The organism is Collinsella sp. AF16-8, assembly GCF_003462695.1.
Lineage (GTDB): Bacteria > Actinomycetota > Coriobacteriia > Coriobacteriales > Coriobacteriaceae > Collinsella.
The window spans coordinates 76,686-92,572 of record NZ_QRXX01000002.1 but is presented as its reverse complement, the minus strand read 5'-3'; the positions used below and the strand labels follow the sequence as shown (position 1 = coordinate 92,572).

Genomic DNA, 15,887 nt, shown 5'->3' with positions numbered 1-15,887 from the left:
AGCACCGCCCCATGATTACTCAGTCGTCGACGAATCGTCGGTCGAGCTCTCGGTGACGCCCTTCAGACTGACGTTGTATGGCACGTCTTTGGGCATGGGGTTGACGGTGATGTCGGCATCCTTCTTGTACTGCTCCAACCACTCGCTGTATGCAGTACTGGCCGCCTGCGTCTTCACCACGTTGGAAACGTACTTCTTGATGTCCTTGGGCACCTGCTTGATGTCATCGACCTGGCTATCGACATGGAAGTAGTCGGTGCACTTGATGATGTGGTAGCCATAGGTCGACTCGACGACTTCGCTCACGTCGCCCTTGTTGAGCCCCTCGAGCGCCGTCTGGTAGCTGTCGACAAAGGTGGTGAGCTTATCCCAGCCCACATCGCCCTTCTTTTCCTTGGAACCGGTGTCCTCGGAGTACTGCTCAACGGCGTCCTCAAAGCTCAGCTCACCGGAGTTGATCTTGTCCAGGCACTCCTGCGCCTTGGCCTTGGCGGCAGCCTTGTCCTCGTCGGAAGCGTCGGAATCAACCTTGATCAGGATGTTCGACGAGCGACGGGCGTCATTGTAGTTGGACAGGTTCTCGTTGATGTAATCGACAATCTCGCTGTCCTTGGGCTTGCTTGTGGGCGCTACCGCATCCTTAAGCTTTTGCTGCGCCAGGCTCTCCTTGAGCGAGTCCTTGTAGGTGTCCTCGGTGTAGCCGTAGGTCTTAAGGGTCTTCTTAAAGGCCTTGGCACCGCCCGCGCTCTTGCACGCGTCCTTCCAAGCCTTCTCGACCTCCTCGTCCGACACCGTCACGCCGTTCTCCTTCTGTGCCTGCTGAAGCAGAATCTGCTGCGTGTAGGAGTCGATGAGTTGCTTGCGGTACTTCTTGGGCGTGAGGTCGTTGTCGACCAGATACTGTGCCCAGTCCTTGTCCTTGGTGTAGCCGTAGGACGTGCGCATGCTCATGATCTGCTTGGTCACGGTGTCCTCGGTGAGGTTGGTGCCGTTGATAGTGGCAGCTACACCGCCGGTAAGCTTGTAGCCCGAGGTATCCTCTGCCTGCGACATCAGGCCGGAGCACGCCATGGCCGAGACGGAAAGCAGCATTGCCAGCACGCCGATGACCACCAGAACGATCTTGACGGTCTTGGACACGCGGGTCTTGCGCTGCTTCTTGCGAGAGCTGGAGGCGGCGCGAGCCTGCTGCTCGGGCGTCGGCTCGGGTGCGGGGTTCTTTTTCTTATTTGCCATAGTTGGCCTTTCGCATAACGAATCGAACAAACGCCATTGTGTCACAACGCAGCCCCCGCGGCACGCTTGGTGCATTGGGGACAGGTTAATCTGCACCATTTTGGTGCAAAGGGGACAGCTCTGGCAGCCGGCACCTTAGAAGTGGCGGCGGATGGCGTCGACCATGCCCTGCGGCGTGGTCTGGCCGAGCACGTCGGCCGCGGCGTCGGCATCCATAAAGATATTCATGAGCGCCTGCAGGGCCTCGACCTGGCCGCCCGGCTCGGCGATGCCCAGATTGATGACGATCTGCGCCGGCACCGGAGCGCCCATGCCAGCCATAGCGTTAAATGTCACGGGCGCGGCGGGCTTCACCACCGCGATATAGGGCTTGGCCACAAACCCCGGATCGGTATGCGGAATGGCAATGTTTGCCGCCGGCATGGCAAGACCCGTGGGATAGGCATCCTCGCGCGTGCGAACGGCGTCGAGCCAACCGTCGGCAATGTAGCCGCGCGGAGCAAGCTCACTCTCGAGCTGCGCAAACACCTCACCCGGCGTCGCACACTCCCAATCAAAAAACACCAGCTCAGGCGTAAACAGCGCTTCGTTATCCGCCATGTGCTCACCTCTCTCACCTAGTCACCTGCGACGTTCTTAAACGACTAGTCATTCAAGAACGTCGCAGGTGACTACCCAAAACAAAAGGTGGCCACGCGCGCCTTGGCGCCAATGACCACCCTGACCACTCAACTAAATTGTACTGTGCACCGCTAGCCGCGAGGCGCGTCAATTGCGACCTTGCCGCTCTCCAGCACGTGGACGCGGCCGTCGGCGAGCATTTGCACGACCTCGGGATACAGCACGTGCTCAATCGCGTGGATGTGCTCCTCGAGCGTGTCGACATCCCAGCCCTCCTCGACAGCCAGCGCACGCTGGGCGATGATGGGACCGTTGTCGTAGACCTCGTTGGCAAAATGCACAGTCACGCCAGTTACCTTGACGCCGCGCGCAAAGGCATCGTCAATCGCATGCGCACCGGTAAAGCTCGGCAGCAGCGCCGGATGCAAGTTGACCACGCGGTTGGGAAACGCCGCCAGCAGAGGCGTGTGCACCATGCGCATGTAGCCGGCCATGACCACATACTCGCAGCCGCGCTCGAGCAGCTCGTGCGCGATGATCTCGTCGGCGGCGATGGGGTCGGCATAGACATCCTTGGACAGCGTGAGCGTCTGGATGCCCGCGCGCTCAGCGCGCTGCAAACCCTTAGCCGAAGGACGGCTCGACACCACAAGCTCAATCGAAGCGTTGAGCTTGCCGGCGGCGATTAGGTCGATCAGCGCTTGCAGATTGGTGCCGGAGCCGCTGATGAGCACACCGATCTTAAGCGGCTCGGCCGTATCGGTGGCGGTCGGACGGGTATAGGGCACAAAGTCCAGGCCCTCGGCGGCAGCCATCTGCTCGTTAGCGCTCATCGGAGTACACGACCTTACCGGAACCCTCGACGCACTCGCCCACGCGGAACGGCTTCTCGCCCAGCGCGACCAGGGCCTCGGTAACCGCGGCCTCGTCCTCGGGGGCGACGATCAGGCACAGGCCAACGCCCATGTTGAAGGTCTTGCATGCCTCGTTGGGGGCGAGCTCGGCCTGGCGCGACACGTAGGTGATGACGGGAGGAACGTCCCAACCCATCTCGGCGCCGTTGCGGGTGACCACGGCGTCAACGTCGTCGGCGAGCGCGCGGTTGAGGTTCTCGGTAATACCGCCGCCGGTGATGTGGGCGATAGCATGCACGTTGGCGCCGCCGCGCAGCAGCTCAAGAATCGGCTTCACATAAATGCGCGTGGGGGCCAGCAGGGCGTCAGCCAGCGAAGCGCCACCGAGCTCCTCGAGCGGACGGCTCAGCTCCTCGGCCTTAGCGGCGGCCTCGGGCGTGCCCGGCTTGATGCCGTCGACGCCGATGACCTTGCGCACGAGCGAGTAGCCGTTGGAGTGCACGCCGGTGGAAGGCAGGCCCAGGATCACGTCGCCGGGGCGGACGTTTGCGGGGTCGAGCATCTTGGGACGGTCGACGACGCCCACGGTAAAGCCGGCGAGGTCGTAGTCGGCCGGAGCCATGACGCCCGGGTGCTCGGCCATCTCGCCGCCCACGAGCGCGCAGCCCGCGAGCTTGCAGCCGTCGGCCACACCCTTGATAATCTTTGCCATGTGCTCGGCCTCTATGTGACCGATGGCGACGTAGTCCAGGAAGAACAGCGGCTCGGCGCCCGAAGCCAAAATGTCGTTGACGCACATAGCGACCAGATCCTGGCCCACCGTCTCGTGACGGTCCATGATCTGGGCGAGCACGAGCTTGGTGCCCACGCCGTCGGTACCGCTGATCAGGATCGGGTCTTCCATATCCTTAAGCGCGGCGGCCGAGAACAGGCCACCAAAGCCACCGATGCCGCCGATAACTTCGGGACGATTGGTGTCCTTGACCATCTGCTTAATCGCGTCGACGGCGCGACCGCCCTCGGCGGTATCGACGCCGGCGTCCTCGTACGTCACATGCTTGCTGTCGCTCATCTGAGCCTTCCTCTCCCACTACCGTCGCGCCGCGCGGGCGCCAAACGGTGCTCATAATTGCGTTCATTTCGGCGTGTGCCATAACAGCACCCGCCGTCATATCAACAAAACAGCAGGTAAAACCTACCAAAATATACCTGTCCCCATATGGCAGGTTTTAGGCCTCGCCGTGCTCCTCTTCCCAGCTGCGGTCGTCGTATTTCTCGACCACGGCGTCGTCGTCAAAGTACAGCGGCTTGTCCAGGTTGCGGGGCTTAAAGCCCTCCATAAACTTGTCGCGGCCAAAGCTCTCGGGAATCGCCACGGGATAGCGGCCGGTAAAGCACGCGTCGCAGTAGCCGCCCTTGGGCATGACCTTAAGCAGGCCCTCGACCGAAAGGAAGGCCAGCGAATCGGCGCCGATATACTCGCAAATCTCGTCGACCGTCTTGTTGGCGCTGATAAGCTGCGACTGCACGTCGGTATCGATACCGTAGAAGCACGGCCAGATGACCTCGGGCGAGTTGATGCGGATATGAATCTCCTTGGCGCCGGCGTTGCGCAGCATCTTGACGAGCTGCACCATGGTGGTGCCGCGCACGATGGAGTCGTCGATGACGACCAGGCGCTTGCCCTCGATGTTGTCGCGCAGCGGGTTGAGTTTCATACGCACGCCCATGGCGCGCAACTCCTGCGTAGGCTCGATAAACGTACGGCCCACGTAGCGGTTCTTGATAAGGCCCTCGCCAAAGGGAATACCGCTCTCGTGCGAATACCCCTCCGCAGGCGGCAGGCCGGAGTCGGGCACGCCGATGACCAGGTCGGCCTCGACAGGCTCCTCATGTGCCAGCTGACGACCCATGTCGTAACGGCAGGCATAGACGCTCTTGCCGTTCATGATGGAGTCGGGGCGGGCAAAGTAGACCTGCTCAAAGATGCAGTTGGCGGGCTCTTCGGCTGCAGGCACGCCCTGCTCGGATACCAGGCCCTCGGCGCTGATGCGCAAGATCTCGCCGGGACGGACGTCACGGACGTACTCGGCACCCACGATGTCGAGTGCGCAGGTCTCGGAAGCAACGACCCAGCCGCCGGCGCGCGTGACACGGACGGCGGAGTCGACCGTCGCGGCGCCGTCCTGCGACGGCAGCTGCGAAACGGCTGCGGCATCGGCCTGGTCCAGACCCTCGTCCACCAGCTTGCCCAGCACGAGCGGGCGAATGCCGTGTGGATCGCGAAATGCGTAGAGCGCCTGCTCGTTGATGAGCGTCATGGCGTAGCCGCCGCGCACGAGCTCCATGGTCTTGCGAATACCCTCGCGCAGGTGGCCCGTACGCTGGGTAAAGTAGCCGATAAGCTTGGTCGCGACCTCGGAATCCGAATTGGAGAGGAACGGCACGCCCAGCTCGATCAGCTGACGGCGCAGCTCGTCGGTGTTGACGAGGGTGCCGTTGTGCGCGAGCGCGATAATGACGCTGTTGATGGTAGAGAGGTGCGGCTGAGAGGCTTCCCAGCTCTTGGCACCGGCGGTGCCATAGCGCACGTGGCCCACGGCCAGCTGGCCGGAGAGCGTCGACAGGTCGGCGTTGGAGAACACGCGGTCGAGCAGGCCCAGATCTTTGCGGACCATAACCGTGCCGCCGTCACCCACGGCGATTCCAGCCGATTCCTGGCCACGGTGCTGCAGCGCACGCAGGCCAAAGTACGTCAGTCGAGCCACGTCGCGATCGGGCGCCCATACGCCGAAAATGCCACATTCCTCATGCAGCTGGTCGGAGTCCGGATCATACGTCGACATGGTGTTCACCTGTCCCGCGGCACGCTCGGCCGCGCGGATGGTTTCTTGAGACATGGTATCCCCTCAGAGCCTCGTATTTTTGGCGTTACCCGCCTTATTATACGCACGGCGCGACGTGCTCCCCAGCGCATGAGCAGCGCTTTTTAAAAGCCCACCGAGCTAATAATCAGTTTTGTTGCCAAACATTTTATCGGTCTGTCCAGTGTAAGTGCCCGCGCCCCCCAGATGGCCGCCGCGTCTGCCGTTGGGGATTACAAAGTTGCAATTGGGACGTTCGTCCTGTCTTTTGGCAGGTCGGCGGCGTATCCTTATAACCTACAACAAAGCGAGAAAGGTTCTGTATGGATCGAAACGAACTCGACCCTAGCGTCCCCAGCGCCACAGAGGTCAAGAAGATTCCCCTCATCATTAAGGTGTACGCCGTCCTGTGCATCCTTTCCGGCGTGGGCACGCTCCCGTCGGTCGCTGCCTTTATGTGGCAGGTCATCACGGCACTTGTTAACGGCAACGCCACCGAAAAGCTCGGCGACAACACGCTCGTCGCAGTCGGCCTTATCGTCGCCGGCATCATGCTCTCTGCGGCAAGTGCCGTCATCCTAATCATCTTTGGCCTGGACCTTATCAAAAACCAGCGCCGCAACGCCGCCCGCCTGTCCTACATCCTTATTGCATTCACCGTCGTCGAGCTTTTGGTCGACGTGATGCTCCAGGGTATCGGGCCCTTCTTGCTGCGCCCCGCTATTCAGCTCGGCATCCTCATCGCGCTTTCGGCCACCGTCGACCCCACGCTGCGTCAGGAGCGCGAGCTGCAGCGCCGCCTGCAGGAGATGCTCGACCGCGATGCCGCCGCCGAGGGCATGCTCGGCCGCGATGAGACCGGCGAGGGCTACATCAAGCTCAACTACTTCAACCTGTTCTGGGTATTCTTCGTCTGCTGCGTACTGGGACTTATCTTGGAGGACATCTGGCACATGACGGTCAACGACCCGGGCGTCTACCAGGACCGCGCCGGCATGCTGTTTGGCCCTTTCAGCCCCATCTACGGATTTGGCGCCGTGCTCATGACCATGGTGCTTAACCGCTTCTACAAAAAGAACCCCATCATCATTTTCCTGGTGAGCGCTGTGCTCGGCGCGAGCTTTGAGGTGTTCGTGGGCTGGTTTATGCAGACCGCGTTTGGCGTGGTCTCGTGGAGCTACTCGCACATAACGCTGTTTGGTTTGCCCGATCCGCTCGTGGTCCTCACGGGCGGACGCACCTGCACGGGCTTTGCCTGCCTGTGGGGCCTAGGTGGCCTCATCTGGATCAAGCTGCTGCTACCGAGGCTGCTTAAGCTCATCAACAAGATCCCCTGGAAGAGCCGCTACTCGGCCACCGTCATCTTTACCGTCATTATGCTGGTCGACGGCGTCATGACGCTGCAGTCGCTCGACTACTGGTACCAGCGCGTTAACGGCACGGAGCCGGACATTCCCGTCGCACAGTTCTACGGCAAGTATTTCGATAACGACTACATGGAGAACCGCTTCCAGAGCATGACCATGAGCCCCAAGGACGCCACGCGCGTTTAGCGCCCGCCGCGCCCAAAACGCAAAATGCCCGCCGGTATCACACGTACCGGTGGGCATTTTTATAAACGATCCTTCTATCGACGCAATCCTCTATGCCTCGCGCTCGACCTCACTCACGCATTCGTTCTTGATGGTGCCAACGAGCGCCTGCAGTGCATCGACCACGTGTGGGCGAATGTCCCCGCCGATAAGCACGAGCATGATGTCGTCACCTACGGTAAGCTCGCCGCTTGCCAGCCACACGCGCACATAGCCGATACCCGGCATCGCGCGCGTAGTCTCGATAGCAGACCGTACCTTTTCGGCGTCGTAGTCAAAGACCATGCCGCCCACCCTGTGGCCTGGCGCCACGCCATCGGTCTCGACTCCGCGCACCTCAGCCTTGGGCGTCGCGCGCACCACACCGTTATGCGTCAGATACATCCCACAGCCTGCCGCCGAAGCATCGGCCTTGGCCTCGCGCAGCCAAGCATCAATCGAAGGCATCAATTTGCCACTCTCGAGCATCATTTCTCCCTTACCGTCGTCGAGTAGCCAATTTGGGACGGGGCCTTTTTAGCTACTCTCGAACAACTTATTCCTCGACCGGCGTGAGCACCATGACGGCGCGTGTGTTGCTCAGCGACAGCGAACGACAGGTCACAAGCGTTACAACCTTAGTTGCCGAAGCGGCACGATCGGTGGCATCACTCGCCACGGCAGAAGCGCCGTCGAGCATCTCGGACAGGTAGTTCTTGAGTCCGTCGTCGCCCTCAAAATTGGTCGTGCGCGCCTTGGCATACGTGTCCTCGACCACCTTGGTCGCCAGCGGACGCAACTTATACGTCGCATCGCGCGTGATGTAGTACACATATTCAATGCTATCGAACGTTGCCTGGTCAGTCGTATCCGAAATCACGTTGAACATCGACCCATCGTTCATATGGTGGCCGTAGATCGTGGTCTGCTGGTCGACCATTCCCGGCGCGGTGTCATCGCTATCCAAGAAGATGGCACCCGAGGCGTTAGACGTGCCATCGAACAGCGTGTTGAGGTATTTGGAGTTGTTGTTGGTCTGCACCACGGGATAGTTGATGTTGGTTCCCGGCACGTAAATCCAACCCACAATCTCGGGGTTCGTCTGAGCAAGCGCATCAAAGTCGATAATCGGCATGCCGCTGGCGTCCTTATCGCTTACATATTGCTTCTCGATTTTCTGATACGAATCGCTCGCCTGCTTATAGCCAATCTGGGCATTAATAAAAATAGCGGCGGCGGCGACAATCAGACCGATACCGATGATGATGAGCAGAATGGGAATAATGGAGTGGCGCTTTTTGCGCGGCGGCTCGGTGCGATCCGACGGCGCGGCATGCGATGAAGACCGGGGCGGCTTCTTAGCGGAGCTATAAGACGAAGGACGATATGCGGCCGGCGCGTCCTGTCGACGATGCGTCGCCGGTGTCACGGGGCGCGGCGCGCGCGGCTGCTGAGGAGAGGATGTCCGACCCTGCTGTGCCGCACGGGCAGCACCCGGCTTCGACGGATCGGGAATCTGAGAAGCCTTGAATCGTTTTCCCTGATAATCGGACATGGCTCTCCTTATACTGCGGTGAAACGGCGGAACGCTTAGGCGTCAGCCATCTCCTGCTTCATCTTCTCGATAACCTTGCGGTACTCGGGGTCGCAAGCACCCAGAATCTGTGTGGCATAGATGGCGGCGTTCTTGGCACCGTTGATGGCAACGCAGGCCACGGGCACGCCCGAAGGCATCTGCACCATCGACAGCAGCGAATCCATACCGCCCAGGTCACTCGTCTTCATAGGCACGCCGATAACCGGCAGCGGCGTAAAGGCAGCCACGACACCACCCAAGTGAGCGGCCTTGCCGGCGGCGGCGATAATCACTTTGATACCGCGATCGGCGGCAGTCGAAGCCCACTCGTGGACCTTCGCCGGCGTGCGGTGCGCGCTCGCAATGACGAGCTCATAGGGCACACCCAGTGCCTCGAGCTCGGCGGTGCAGCCTTCCATAACGCCCAGATCGGACTTGGAACCCATGATGATCCCGACAACCGGCTTCTGATCTGCCATAAACATAGACCTCCTGTTGAGAGCGGTGACGCAGCGAATCCGCGACCCTTAACTGCAAATAATTCAAGTATAGCCACCGATGCCGATGTGTTCGGTGAGAGACGGAATGCTTTGCGAGATTAAGGCCGAAGGGTCGGAGCTTTCCGCCTACATTCAAAAAGCATGCCCACCGTCCTTGGGTGGGACGGCGGGCACGCTTGCTTAGCTGTTGCTGGGGCTACTTGGCCTTGCTGCGACGATGGAAGAAAGCGCCGATCGCGGCGATGATGGCGCCGAGACCACCGACGGTCACGACGGTCGCCGCCGTCTGGTCGCCGGTATTGGGGATCGCCGAACCGTTCTTCTTGCTGCCCTGGGCCTTGTCGCCTGCGGGCTTGCCCGCCTGGTTGCCGCCGTTCGAGCCATTGCCGGAACCCTGGTTGCCCGAGCCGCCCTGGTTGCCGGAGTCGGCATCCCTGAGGCTCTCAATGGCCAGCTTGAGCTGGTCATAGGCCGCCTGGAGCTGGGTGTCGGAAGCATTCTCATCACCCAAGACGTCCTCGGCGTAGGTAATGGCATCCGTCAGGGCCTTGACAGACTCGTCCGTCTTGCCCCTGGTGTCAGTCTCCTTCGCCTGCTTGACCAGGGCCTTGAGCTGCTTCTTAGTCGGATTCTCGACCGGGACCACCGGGGTCTTCTCGAGCGCGCCGCGGGCGCTCTCGAGCGCCCTGAGCGCCTGGTCGACCTCGTCCTGCGTGGCGTCCTCATCGCTCAAGATGGCGCGGGCGCTCGCCAGGGCGTTCTCGAGCGCCGTCCAGGAGGCCTCGGTGTAGTCACCGGCCTTGAGGTCGCCGGCAGCAACCTCGGCATCAACCTTTTCGATCGCGGTAGCGAGATCATCCTTCGCCACCGGATCGGGGACGGCCGTACCGTAGAACTTGAGCTCCGCCATGCTGCAGTAGGCATCAACGTCGCCACCGCCGGCGTGAATCACCTTGACGGTCACGTAGCGACCGCGCGCGGCGCCAAAGCTCATCTGCTTCCAGTCGCCACGGTCGGTGAGCACGCGGCCGTCGTTGTCGAAGGCGAACGTACCCATCGACGCGGCGGTGCCCATCTCATAACCGTCGGCAGTGTCGGAGACCAGTATCTCGGCCTCGAAGATATCGCCGTTAGTGCCGCCGTCCTGGCGCGGCAGGAATGTAACGTCGGTGAGATCGTAGTCGCGGCCCAGGTCGACACTCAGATACTGGGGCATACCGGTCCCATGGGCCCAGTCGCTGTGCCAAAGCGTCCGCTCGTCGCCGTCGAGAGCGTTGACGGCGTTGCTGCCCTCGTAGTCGGCCTCACTCGAGAAGTCGGCCACCTTGACGTTCTTGCGGTTCTCGGGCGTGTTGATGAGGATCTTCTCATCGACAGGGCGCATCTTGAGGCCGTCGATTGCCTTCTCGATCTTGGCAGTGGCGTCTGCGACATCCTTCTTGCTATAGCTGCCCTGGCCGCTGTCGAGGAGCTTCCGAGCCGCCTCGACCGCAGTGGTGAGAGCTGCATAGGAATCCTTGGTGTAGACGGACTCGCTGTAGCCCGCGGCCTTGGAAAGCGCTGCCACGAGCGCAGAGGTATCGACACCAGCCTTGACCTCGACCTCATAGGATGCGGTCTTGGAGGGGTCGAGTACCGACGCCACCGTGATCTTTGCCTTGCCGGCCTTGTTGGCACGCAGGTAGTAGCTCACGCTATCGCCAGCCTGAACAGCGGAGACGCTTACCACAGAGGGGTCGGAGCTCTCGACCGTCACATAGGGGTAGCCAGCGCTCTCAGGCGTAGCCTTGGCGTCGACGGGCGTAATGTCGCCTTCAAAGAACTCGGTCTGGTTCTTGCCTAGCTCGACACCCTCGATGGCCTCGACACCCTGCGTGTAGTTGAAGTTGACCTCACGCAGTGTGAGCATCTGGTCACCCGATGCCTCAAGCGGCGTGACCTCGACCTTGGTCGCCTTCTTGCCCTTGTTCTCGGCAGAGAGGTCAAAGGCGTAGCGAGCCAGGAAGGAATCGTACTCCCCGCCCGCGAACTCTTGGATCGAGCCATCCTCGAACGTCACGACGGCCTTGATCTTCTGTACGGTTCCGTTGCCGCCGTTGCGGTTAACGACCTCGACGCTATCGAGTTTCGACGGCGTCTTAAATGCGAATGTCATCGTGGTGGGAAGCTTCACGTAACTCGGTAGCTTACCCTCGCTGTCCCAGTTGCCACTCCAGTTCCACAGGAACTCAAAGCCGTTGTCGCCCTCGTTATTATCGAACAGCGCGTTATAGCTCTTCTGCTGGATAAGTTTCTCGACGTTGGTCCCGTCGTCGGTCGTGAGCTCATCGTTGGTCATCGTGATGTTGAAGGCATCCTGGGCGTACTCGGCGACCGTTGGCTGAGGAACGTCCGGCATCGTCACCGTGCCGTCGCTCGCAAACTCAAGTGCGTCGCATGCCGGGCCGATAAGCCAAGATGTCGAGGGCAGTTCGACCTTTCCGGCGGTCTTGGCCTTGAGCTTGAAACTCGCCACCGCGCCAGTACCGTTGTAGAGCTTGCCATCGCCGCGGTTGGCAAAGGCGAGATTGATAGTCTGCGTTCCGTCCACGAACTGGACCTTCTCGCGAGACAGGTTCTCCATGCCGGCAGTCGAGCCGTCCTGCGCGATGCTCTCGGACACAAACTCGAACTGGTCGCTCTTGAAGTTGACGAGGGCGCCCAGGGCGTTGACGTTCTTGGCGTCGGCCGCATAGACATCAACGGTGATCTCATCACCGGCCTCGACCTCGGTCTTGCTCGGAATCACCGCGAGCGAACCTGCGACCTTGCCCTTTTGTTTAGTGCCGCCGTCAAGACCCGCCATGGTGAACGAGTAATCGTAGACGTCGTAAACGCCGTTATCGTTGAGGTCGGCGAAGTGGTCGCGGATCTGCGAACCGAACGTCGGGGTATCGGGCTCGCGATTCTCGAGGCCCAGATAGTTCTTCATGTTGGAGTAGTCTCCGTCGGAGATCGTGGCCTTGTTGAGGTTGGAGCCCACGGCGAAGCCATCCGTGCCGTCGGTCTTGTAGATGGCAATCTCGGACGCGGAGAAGAAATTGCCGACCGAGGCGAGCGGTGTCATGCGCACGTAACGGGCGGCCACGGTGCCGTCAAACGCTACCGTCTTACAATCAGCGGAACGTGCCCAATCGACCTCCTGGCTCGTCCAGTGGACGCCATCGAGACTCGTCTCAACACGCATCTTGGTCACGGTGCCGTTGCCGGCGTCATCGCGCGGATAGTACTCGAGCTTATCGAGCTTGTAAGCGCGTCCATAGTCAACGGTAAGCGCCTTGCCCAGATCGTTGCCACCGGAGTGGAAACCGCCGTCGCCCGACTGGAACTCATGGTCGAAGGCGAGCTCGGCCTTATGGCTGCCGTAAAGTGAGCCCTCCCAGGTGATTTCCTCGGCGTCGGGGACGTTCCGCCACGGATCGAGTGCGGAGTTCGCCTCGAGCACATCGCTCCAGGCGGAGTAACCTTCGGCGTTGCGCGAACGAATCTGGTAGGTGTGCTTGCTATTGTAGGCGAGGTCGGTGTGCGTGAACTCGGCCGCATCACCCACGGCAAACACAGTGCCGTCGACCTTAAGGTCGTAGGAGGTAGCACCATCGACCTTTCCCCAGGTGAGCTTGATGCTCGTTGGGGTCGTGGCGTCCTCGGGGGCAGCAAGGTTCGTGGGTGCGGAGAGGTTCTCGTTGAGGCGATCGGCTGTGAGCGTGGCGTCGGCGTTCACGAAACCGCCCAGCTCAAGCGTCTGCGCCGCTGCAGCAACATCGGTCTTCGCGAACTTGACGTAGACCTTGGGGTTCGTGGTGATCTTGGTGTTGTTGAAGCTCTCGCCCTGCTCGGCCTCGGTGCCGTCCGCATCGCTGCCGTAGTGGTTGAGGTTGGGGGTCTCGCTGTAGAAGTAGACCGCCTGGCCGGCCTCGGGGGTCGCGGCGTCAAAGGTCTCCTGCGAGTCGACCTCAACCACGTTGAGTGCGGATCCGCCGTTCTTGGCGACAACGCTCGTGGGCTTGGCGGACACATTGGCCACGAAGGTCGTGGTGCGGTTGGAGTCGTAGCCGTTGTAGCCGCCCTGCGAGGCCTCGGCGGTAAAGGTCGCGGTGCCGCCTGCGGCCTTGGAGCTGTAGACGGTGCTCACATGCTCACCGTAGGAGATATTGTCGATCGTGCCGTAGGAATCGTCCTCAGTCGTGTTGTTCTCGATGGAGGAGCCGTCGTCCTCGTACTGCGTAAAGGTGCCGTCGCCCTCGGTGGCGAAGAACTCGACGATACGCTGGCTGCGGTCGGTACCCTTGGTGTTGGTGTCGCTCACGGCCTCGGGGTTGTTGTTCTCGGCGTACATCGGCACGATAGCGTTGGCCTTCACAAACAGCGGCAGCTTCCAAAGCGGAGCCTCGTAGTTGTTGAGAACCTGGCCGCCGCGATACTGCTTACCCGAGAAGTAATCGATCCAGATGGTGGGATTCTCGTCGGTGCCGTAGTTGGGGAGGTAAATCCCATTGCGAATGTCGTTGCCGTTCTCGTCTGCCTGGGTATCCTGATACACCGGTGCCACTAGGAAGTTCTCACCGAACATATACTGGTACTGCGTCGAAGTGCTTGCGGCGTACTCGGAGTTGTCGGAAAGCAGCATGGCGCGGATCATGGGCAGGCCGGCATCGCCGTTACCCGTGTCGATGTTGGCCGCCGAGGCCGCGCTCGTGTAGATATAGGGCATGAGCTGCGCCTTGAGCTTGAGGTAGAAGCGCGAGATGCCTGTGTAGGGATCGCCGTGCGTCATGGGCGATTTACGGTAGGTGCCCCAACCGTCCATGTCAAGCATAGAGGGCGTGAACGTCTTCCACTGGTAGTCACGCGCAGAGATGATGGGGTCGCCGCCAAAGATGCCATCCATGTCGGAGCCGATGTTGGGGTTGCCCGAAAGACTCTGACCGATATACGTGGGGATATGGAAGCGAATGTACTCCCAGTTACCGCCATACTGGTCGCCGGTCCAAATGCCACCAAAGCGCTGCGTGCCGGCCCAACCATCGAGCGTGATGATGTTGGGGCGCTTGTTAGCGCCGGTCGTCACCGTGTCATAAGCTGTCTTGATGCCATTAAGACCAAAGGAGTAGCCAGATCCAACCCAGGCAACGTCGGTCTTAAGGGTAGTGATGCCTCCCGTCTTGACCTCGGCGTCGAAGTCGCGAAGCAGATGCCACGGGGTCTCAGGGTTGCTGTCGGGCTCAAGGTTGGACTGGGTCCACAAGCCCGTGCTCACACCCTTGGAGTTGGCATACTCGGTGAACTTCTTAAGGTTGTCGACATTGGCACGCACAGCGTTAAGACGGTCGGCCGAGCTCGCTCCGTCGGAGTTGACGCCGCCGGTCTTGTAGTAACCGTTCTGGCCATAGCCGGCGCCGTAACCGTCGTTCGGCAGGAGCCAGCCGAGCGGCATGTCGTTGTCCTCGTAGTCATCGATAACCTGACGAGCAGAGAACTGGCGGTCGAAATCGGTCGCTTTCATGTTCTCGGTATCAACCGTAGGGCCCTCACCGTTGAGCGTCTCGGCCGCAAGTGTGCCGTCGAGCTTGTAGCCCGTCGACATGCCAGACTCGTACTTAACGTCGCCCTTCTCGCTCGAGGACTTGCTGCCCTTGGTCTCCCACTTCTTTTGACCCGAGGTCGTTGACCAGCCATCACGGTTATAGGCATTAAGATGACCAAGGTAGAACCCGTACTCGGGCAGCAGTACCGGGTTACCGGTCACCTTGTAGTAGTCCTGCAGCATCTCGGTTGCCACGTTCGAAGCGCCCTCGTTGGTCGCCACGAAGTAGTAGGCATCAAACTCATTCTCGCTGTGCAAAGTCGTGACCGTCGATGAGTCCGTGGAACCGAAGTCGTAGGAACCCTCTGCAAACGTGTTTCGGAGTACGCCGTAGCCGTCACTCGTCCAATAAAACGGGTTGGGCGAGGCAACGCCGCCATCGGTCCAGTTGTTCGTGTTGGAGATGGCGATGGTCTGGTTGGTGTGCAGGAAGCGTCCGTTCTGGGTGCCGCCGCCAAAGAAGTTCTCGGACTTCTCCTTGGCGAGCGTCTGGACGGTACCCTTCTTATCAAGGTCGAGGGACGCGGACTCGGAAACCACGACACGGTCGCCTGACTTGATACTCATCTTGCCAGTCGCCTTGTCCAGGATCACGGTCGCCTTTCCGCCGGTGATCTCGATAGTGTCGCCCTTGTCGGCAACCGTCGCACTCGGCTTGCTGTAGGTGTCCGAGGTATCGGGCTGAGCCTGGATCTTAGCCGTGTGGGACTTACTACGCGGCGTGGCGTACTCGGAAAACTCACCCTTGGGGTCGACGTTATAACGGAAAATACCGTCCTCGAGGAACGTAATACGGCCCTTGATGCCGTCAGCGAAATCGATGTCGACGACATTCGAGGCAGACTGGGACACGGTCGCCGAGTCGACGCCCTTGAGTGGCGTGGCAATCGCCTGCTGGGGATTGGCAAACACGAGCGTCGCTGCAGTGGCAACGAGGACCGCGCTTCCCTTCACCCACCGTTTCGTAAAAATGGAATTCCTGCGCATCTGGTCTCCTTTCTTCCGACATGCTGAGGTGCCGAGGACGCCCCCCGGCAGCATG

General features: G+C 60.7%; 10 protein-coding genes. 1 reads left to right on the top strand and 9 read right to left on the bottom strand.

Annotated elements, in window-relative coordinates; genetic code table 11:
• Positions 1-15: 15 nt before the first annotated feature.
• From DWW73_RS02690 to purF, 5 genes are all read right to left on the bottom strand, one after another.
• Positions 16-1,236 carry a peptidylprolyl isomerase gene (locus tag DWW73_RS02690; protein ID WP_117778668.1) on the bottom strand — a complete coding sequence of 407 codons (1,221 nt, stop codon included), beginning with the start codon at positions 1,234-1,236 and terminating at the stop codon, positions 16-18.
• Between the two features lie 135 nt (positions 1,237-1,371).
• Entirely contained in the window at positions 1,372-1,836 is a 465-nt protein-coding gene (locus tag DWW73_RS02685; protein WP_117778667.1) for a PTS sugar transporter subunit IIA, read from the bottom strand.
• A gap of 152 nt (positions 1,837-1,988) precedes the next feature.
• Positions 1,989-2,690 (bottom strand): phosphoribosylglycinamide formyltransferase, encoded by a 702-nt coding sequence (gene purN, locus DWW73_RS02680; protein ID WP_117778666.1) that lies wholly within the window; start codon positions 2,688-2,690, stop codon positions 1,989-1,991.
• Entirely contained in the window at positions 2,680-3,783 is a 1,104-nt protein-coding gene (gene purM, locus DWW73_RS02675; protein ID WP_055251557.1) for a phosphoribosylformylglycinamidine cyclo-ligase, read from the bottom strand. Before purM ends, purN begins: the two co-directional genes overlap by 11 nt.
• A 157-nt stretch (positions 3,784-3,940) precedes the next feature.
• Positions 3,941-5,611, bottom strand: a complete 1,671-nt coding sequence (gene purF / locus DWW73_RS02670) for an amidophosphoribosyltransferase (protein WP_055251559.1) — start codon at positions 5,609-5,611, stop codon at positions 3,941-3,943.
• Between the two features lie 287 nt (positions 5,612-5,898).
• On the opposite strand from purF, the gene DWW73_RS02665 reads away from it, so the two are divergent.
• The gene (locus DWW73_RS02665; RefSeq protein ID WP_117778665.1) at positions 5,899-7,128 is read left to right on the top strand and encodes a putative ABC transporter permease; all 1,230 of its coding nucleotides are present in this window, start codon (positions 5,899-5,901) and stop codon (positions 7,126-7,128) included.
• 90 nt (positions 7,129-7,218) lie between these two features.
• On the opposite strand, the gene DWW73_RS02660 is transcribed toward DWW73_RS02665, so the two are convergent.
• The 4 genes from DWW73_RS02660 to DWW73_RS02645 all read right to left on the bottom strand — a co-directional run bounded on the left by DWW73_RS02660 (position 7,219) and on the right by DWW73_RS02645 (position 15,832).
• Positions 7,219-7,635, bottom strand: a complete 417-nt coding sequence (locus tag DWW73_RS02660; RefSeq protein WP_117646157.1) for a molybdenum cofactor biosynthesis protein MoaE — start codon at positions 7,633-7,635, stop codon at positions 7,219-7,221.
• 67 nt (positions 7,636-7,702) lie between these two features.
• Positions 7,703-8,701 carry a class B sortase gene (locus DWW73_RS02655; RefSeq protein ID WP_117778664.1) on the bottom strand — a complete coding sequence of 333 codons (999 nt, stop codon included), beginning with the start codon at positions 8,699-8,701 and terminating at the stop codon, positions 7,703-7,705.
• 35 nt (positions 8,702-8,736) lie between these two features.
• Complete coding sequence (gene purE, locus DWW73_RS02650) at positions 8,737-9,201, bottom strand: 5-(carboxyamino)imidazole ribonucleotide mutase (protein ID WP_006235810.1); 465 nt, start codon at positions 9,199-9,201, stop codon at positions 8,737-8,739.
• A gap of 217 nt (positions 9,202-9,418) precedes the next feature.
• Positions 9,419-15,832 (bottom strand): discoidin domain-containing protein, encoded by a 6,414-nt coding sequence (locus DWW73_RS02645; protein ID WP_158563769.1) that lies wholly within the window; start codon positions 15,830-15,832, stop codon positions 9,419-9,421.
• Positions 15,833-15,887 lie beyond the last annotated feature (55 nt).

What these genes read in the sequence shown, in the direction of transcription:
- DWW73_RS02690 (WP_117778668.1), bottom strand. Translation starts at nt 1,236, where the DNA reads ATGGCAAATAAGAAAAAGAACCCCGCACCCGAGCCGACGCCCGAGCAG.
- DWW73_RS02685 (WP_117778667.1), bottom strand. Translation starts at nt 1,836, where the DNA reads ATGGCGGATAACGAAGCGCTGTTTACGCCTGAGCTGGTGTTTTTTGAT.
- purN (WP_117778666.1), bottom strand. Translation starts at nt 2,690, where the DNA reads ATGAGCGCTAACGAGCAGATGGCTGCCGCCGAGGGCCTGGACTTTGTG.
- purM (WP_055251557.1), bottom strand. Translation starts at nt 3,783, where the DNA reads ATGAGCGACAGCAAGCATGTGACGTACGAGGACGCCGGCGTCGATACC.
- purF (WP_055251559.1), bottom strand. Translation starts at nt 5,611, where the DNA reads ATGTCTCAAGAAACCATCCGCGCGGCCGAGCGTGCCGCGGGACAGGTG.
- DWW73_RS02665 (WP_117778665.1), top strand. Translation starts at nt 5,899, where the DNA reads ATGGATCGAAACGAACTCGACCCTAGCGTCCCCAGCGCCACAGAGGTC.
- DWW73_RS02660 (WP_117646157.1), bottom strand. Translation starts at nt 7,635, where the DNA reads ATGCTCGAGAGTGGCAAATTGATGCCTTCGATTGATGCTTGGCTGCGC.
- DWW73_RS02655 (WP_117778664.1), bottom strand. Translation starts at nt 8,701, where the DNA reads ATGTCCGATTATCAGGGAAAACGATTCAAGGCTTCTCAGATTCCCGAT.
- purE (WP_006235810.1), bottom strand. Translation starts at nt 9,201, where the DNA reads ATGGCAGATCAGAAGCCGGTTGTCGGGATCATCATGGGTTCCAAGTCC.
- DWW73_RS02645 (WP_158563769.1), bottom strand. Translation starts at nt 15,832, where the DNA reads ATGCGCAGGAATTCCATTTTTACGAAACGGTGGGTGAAGGGAAGCGCG.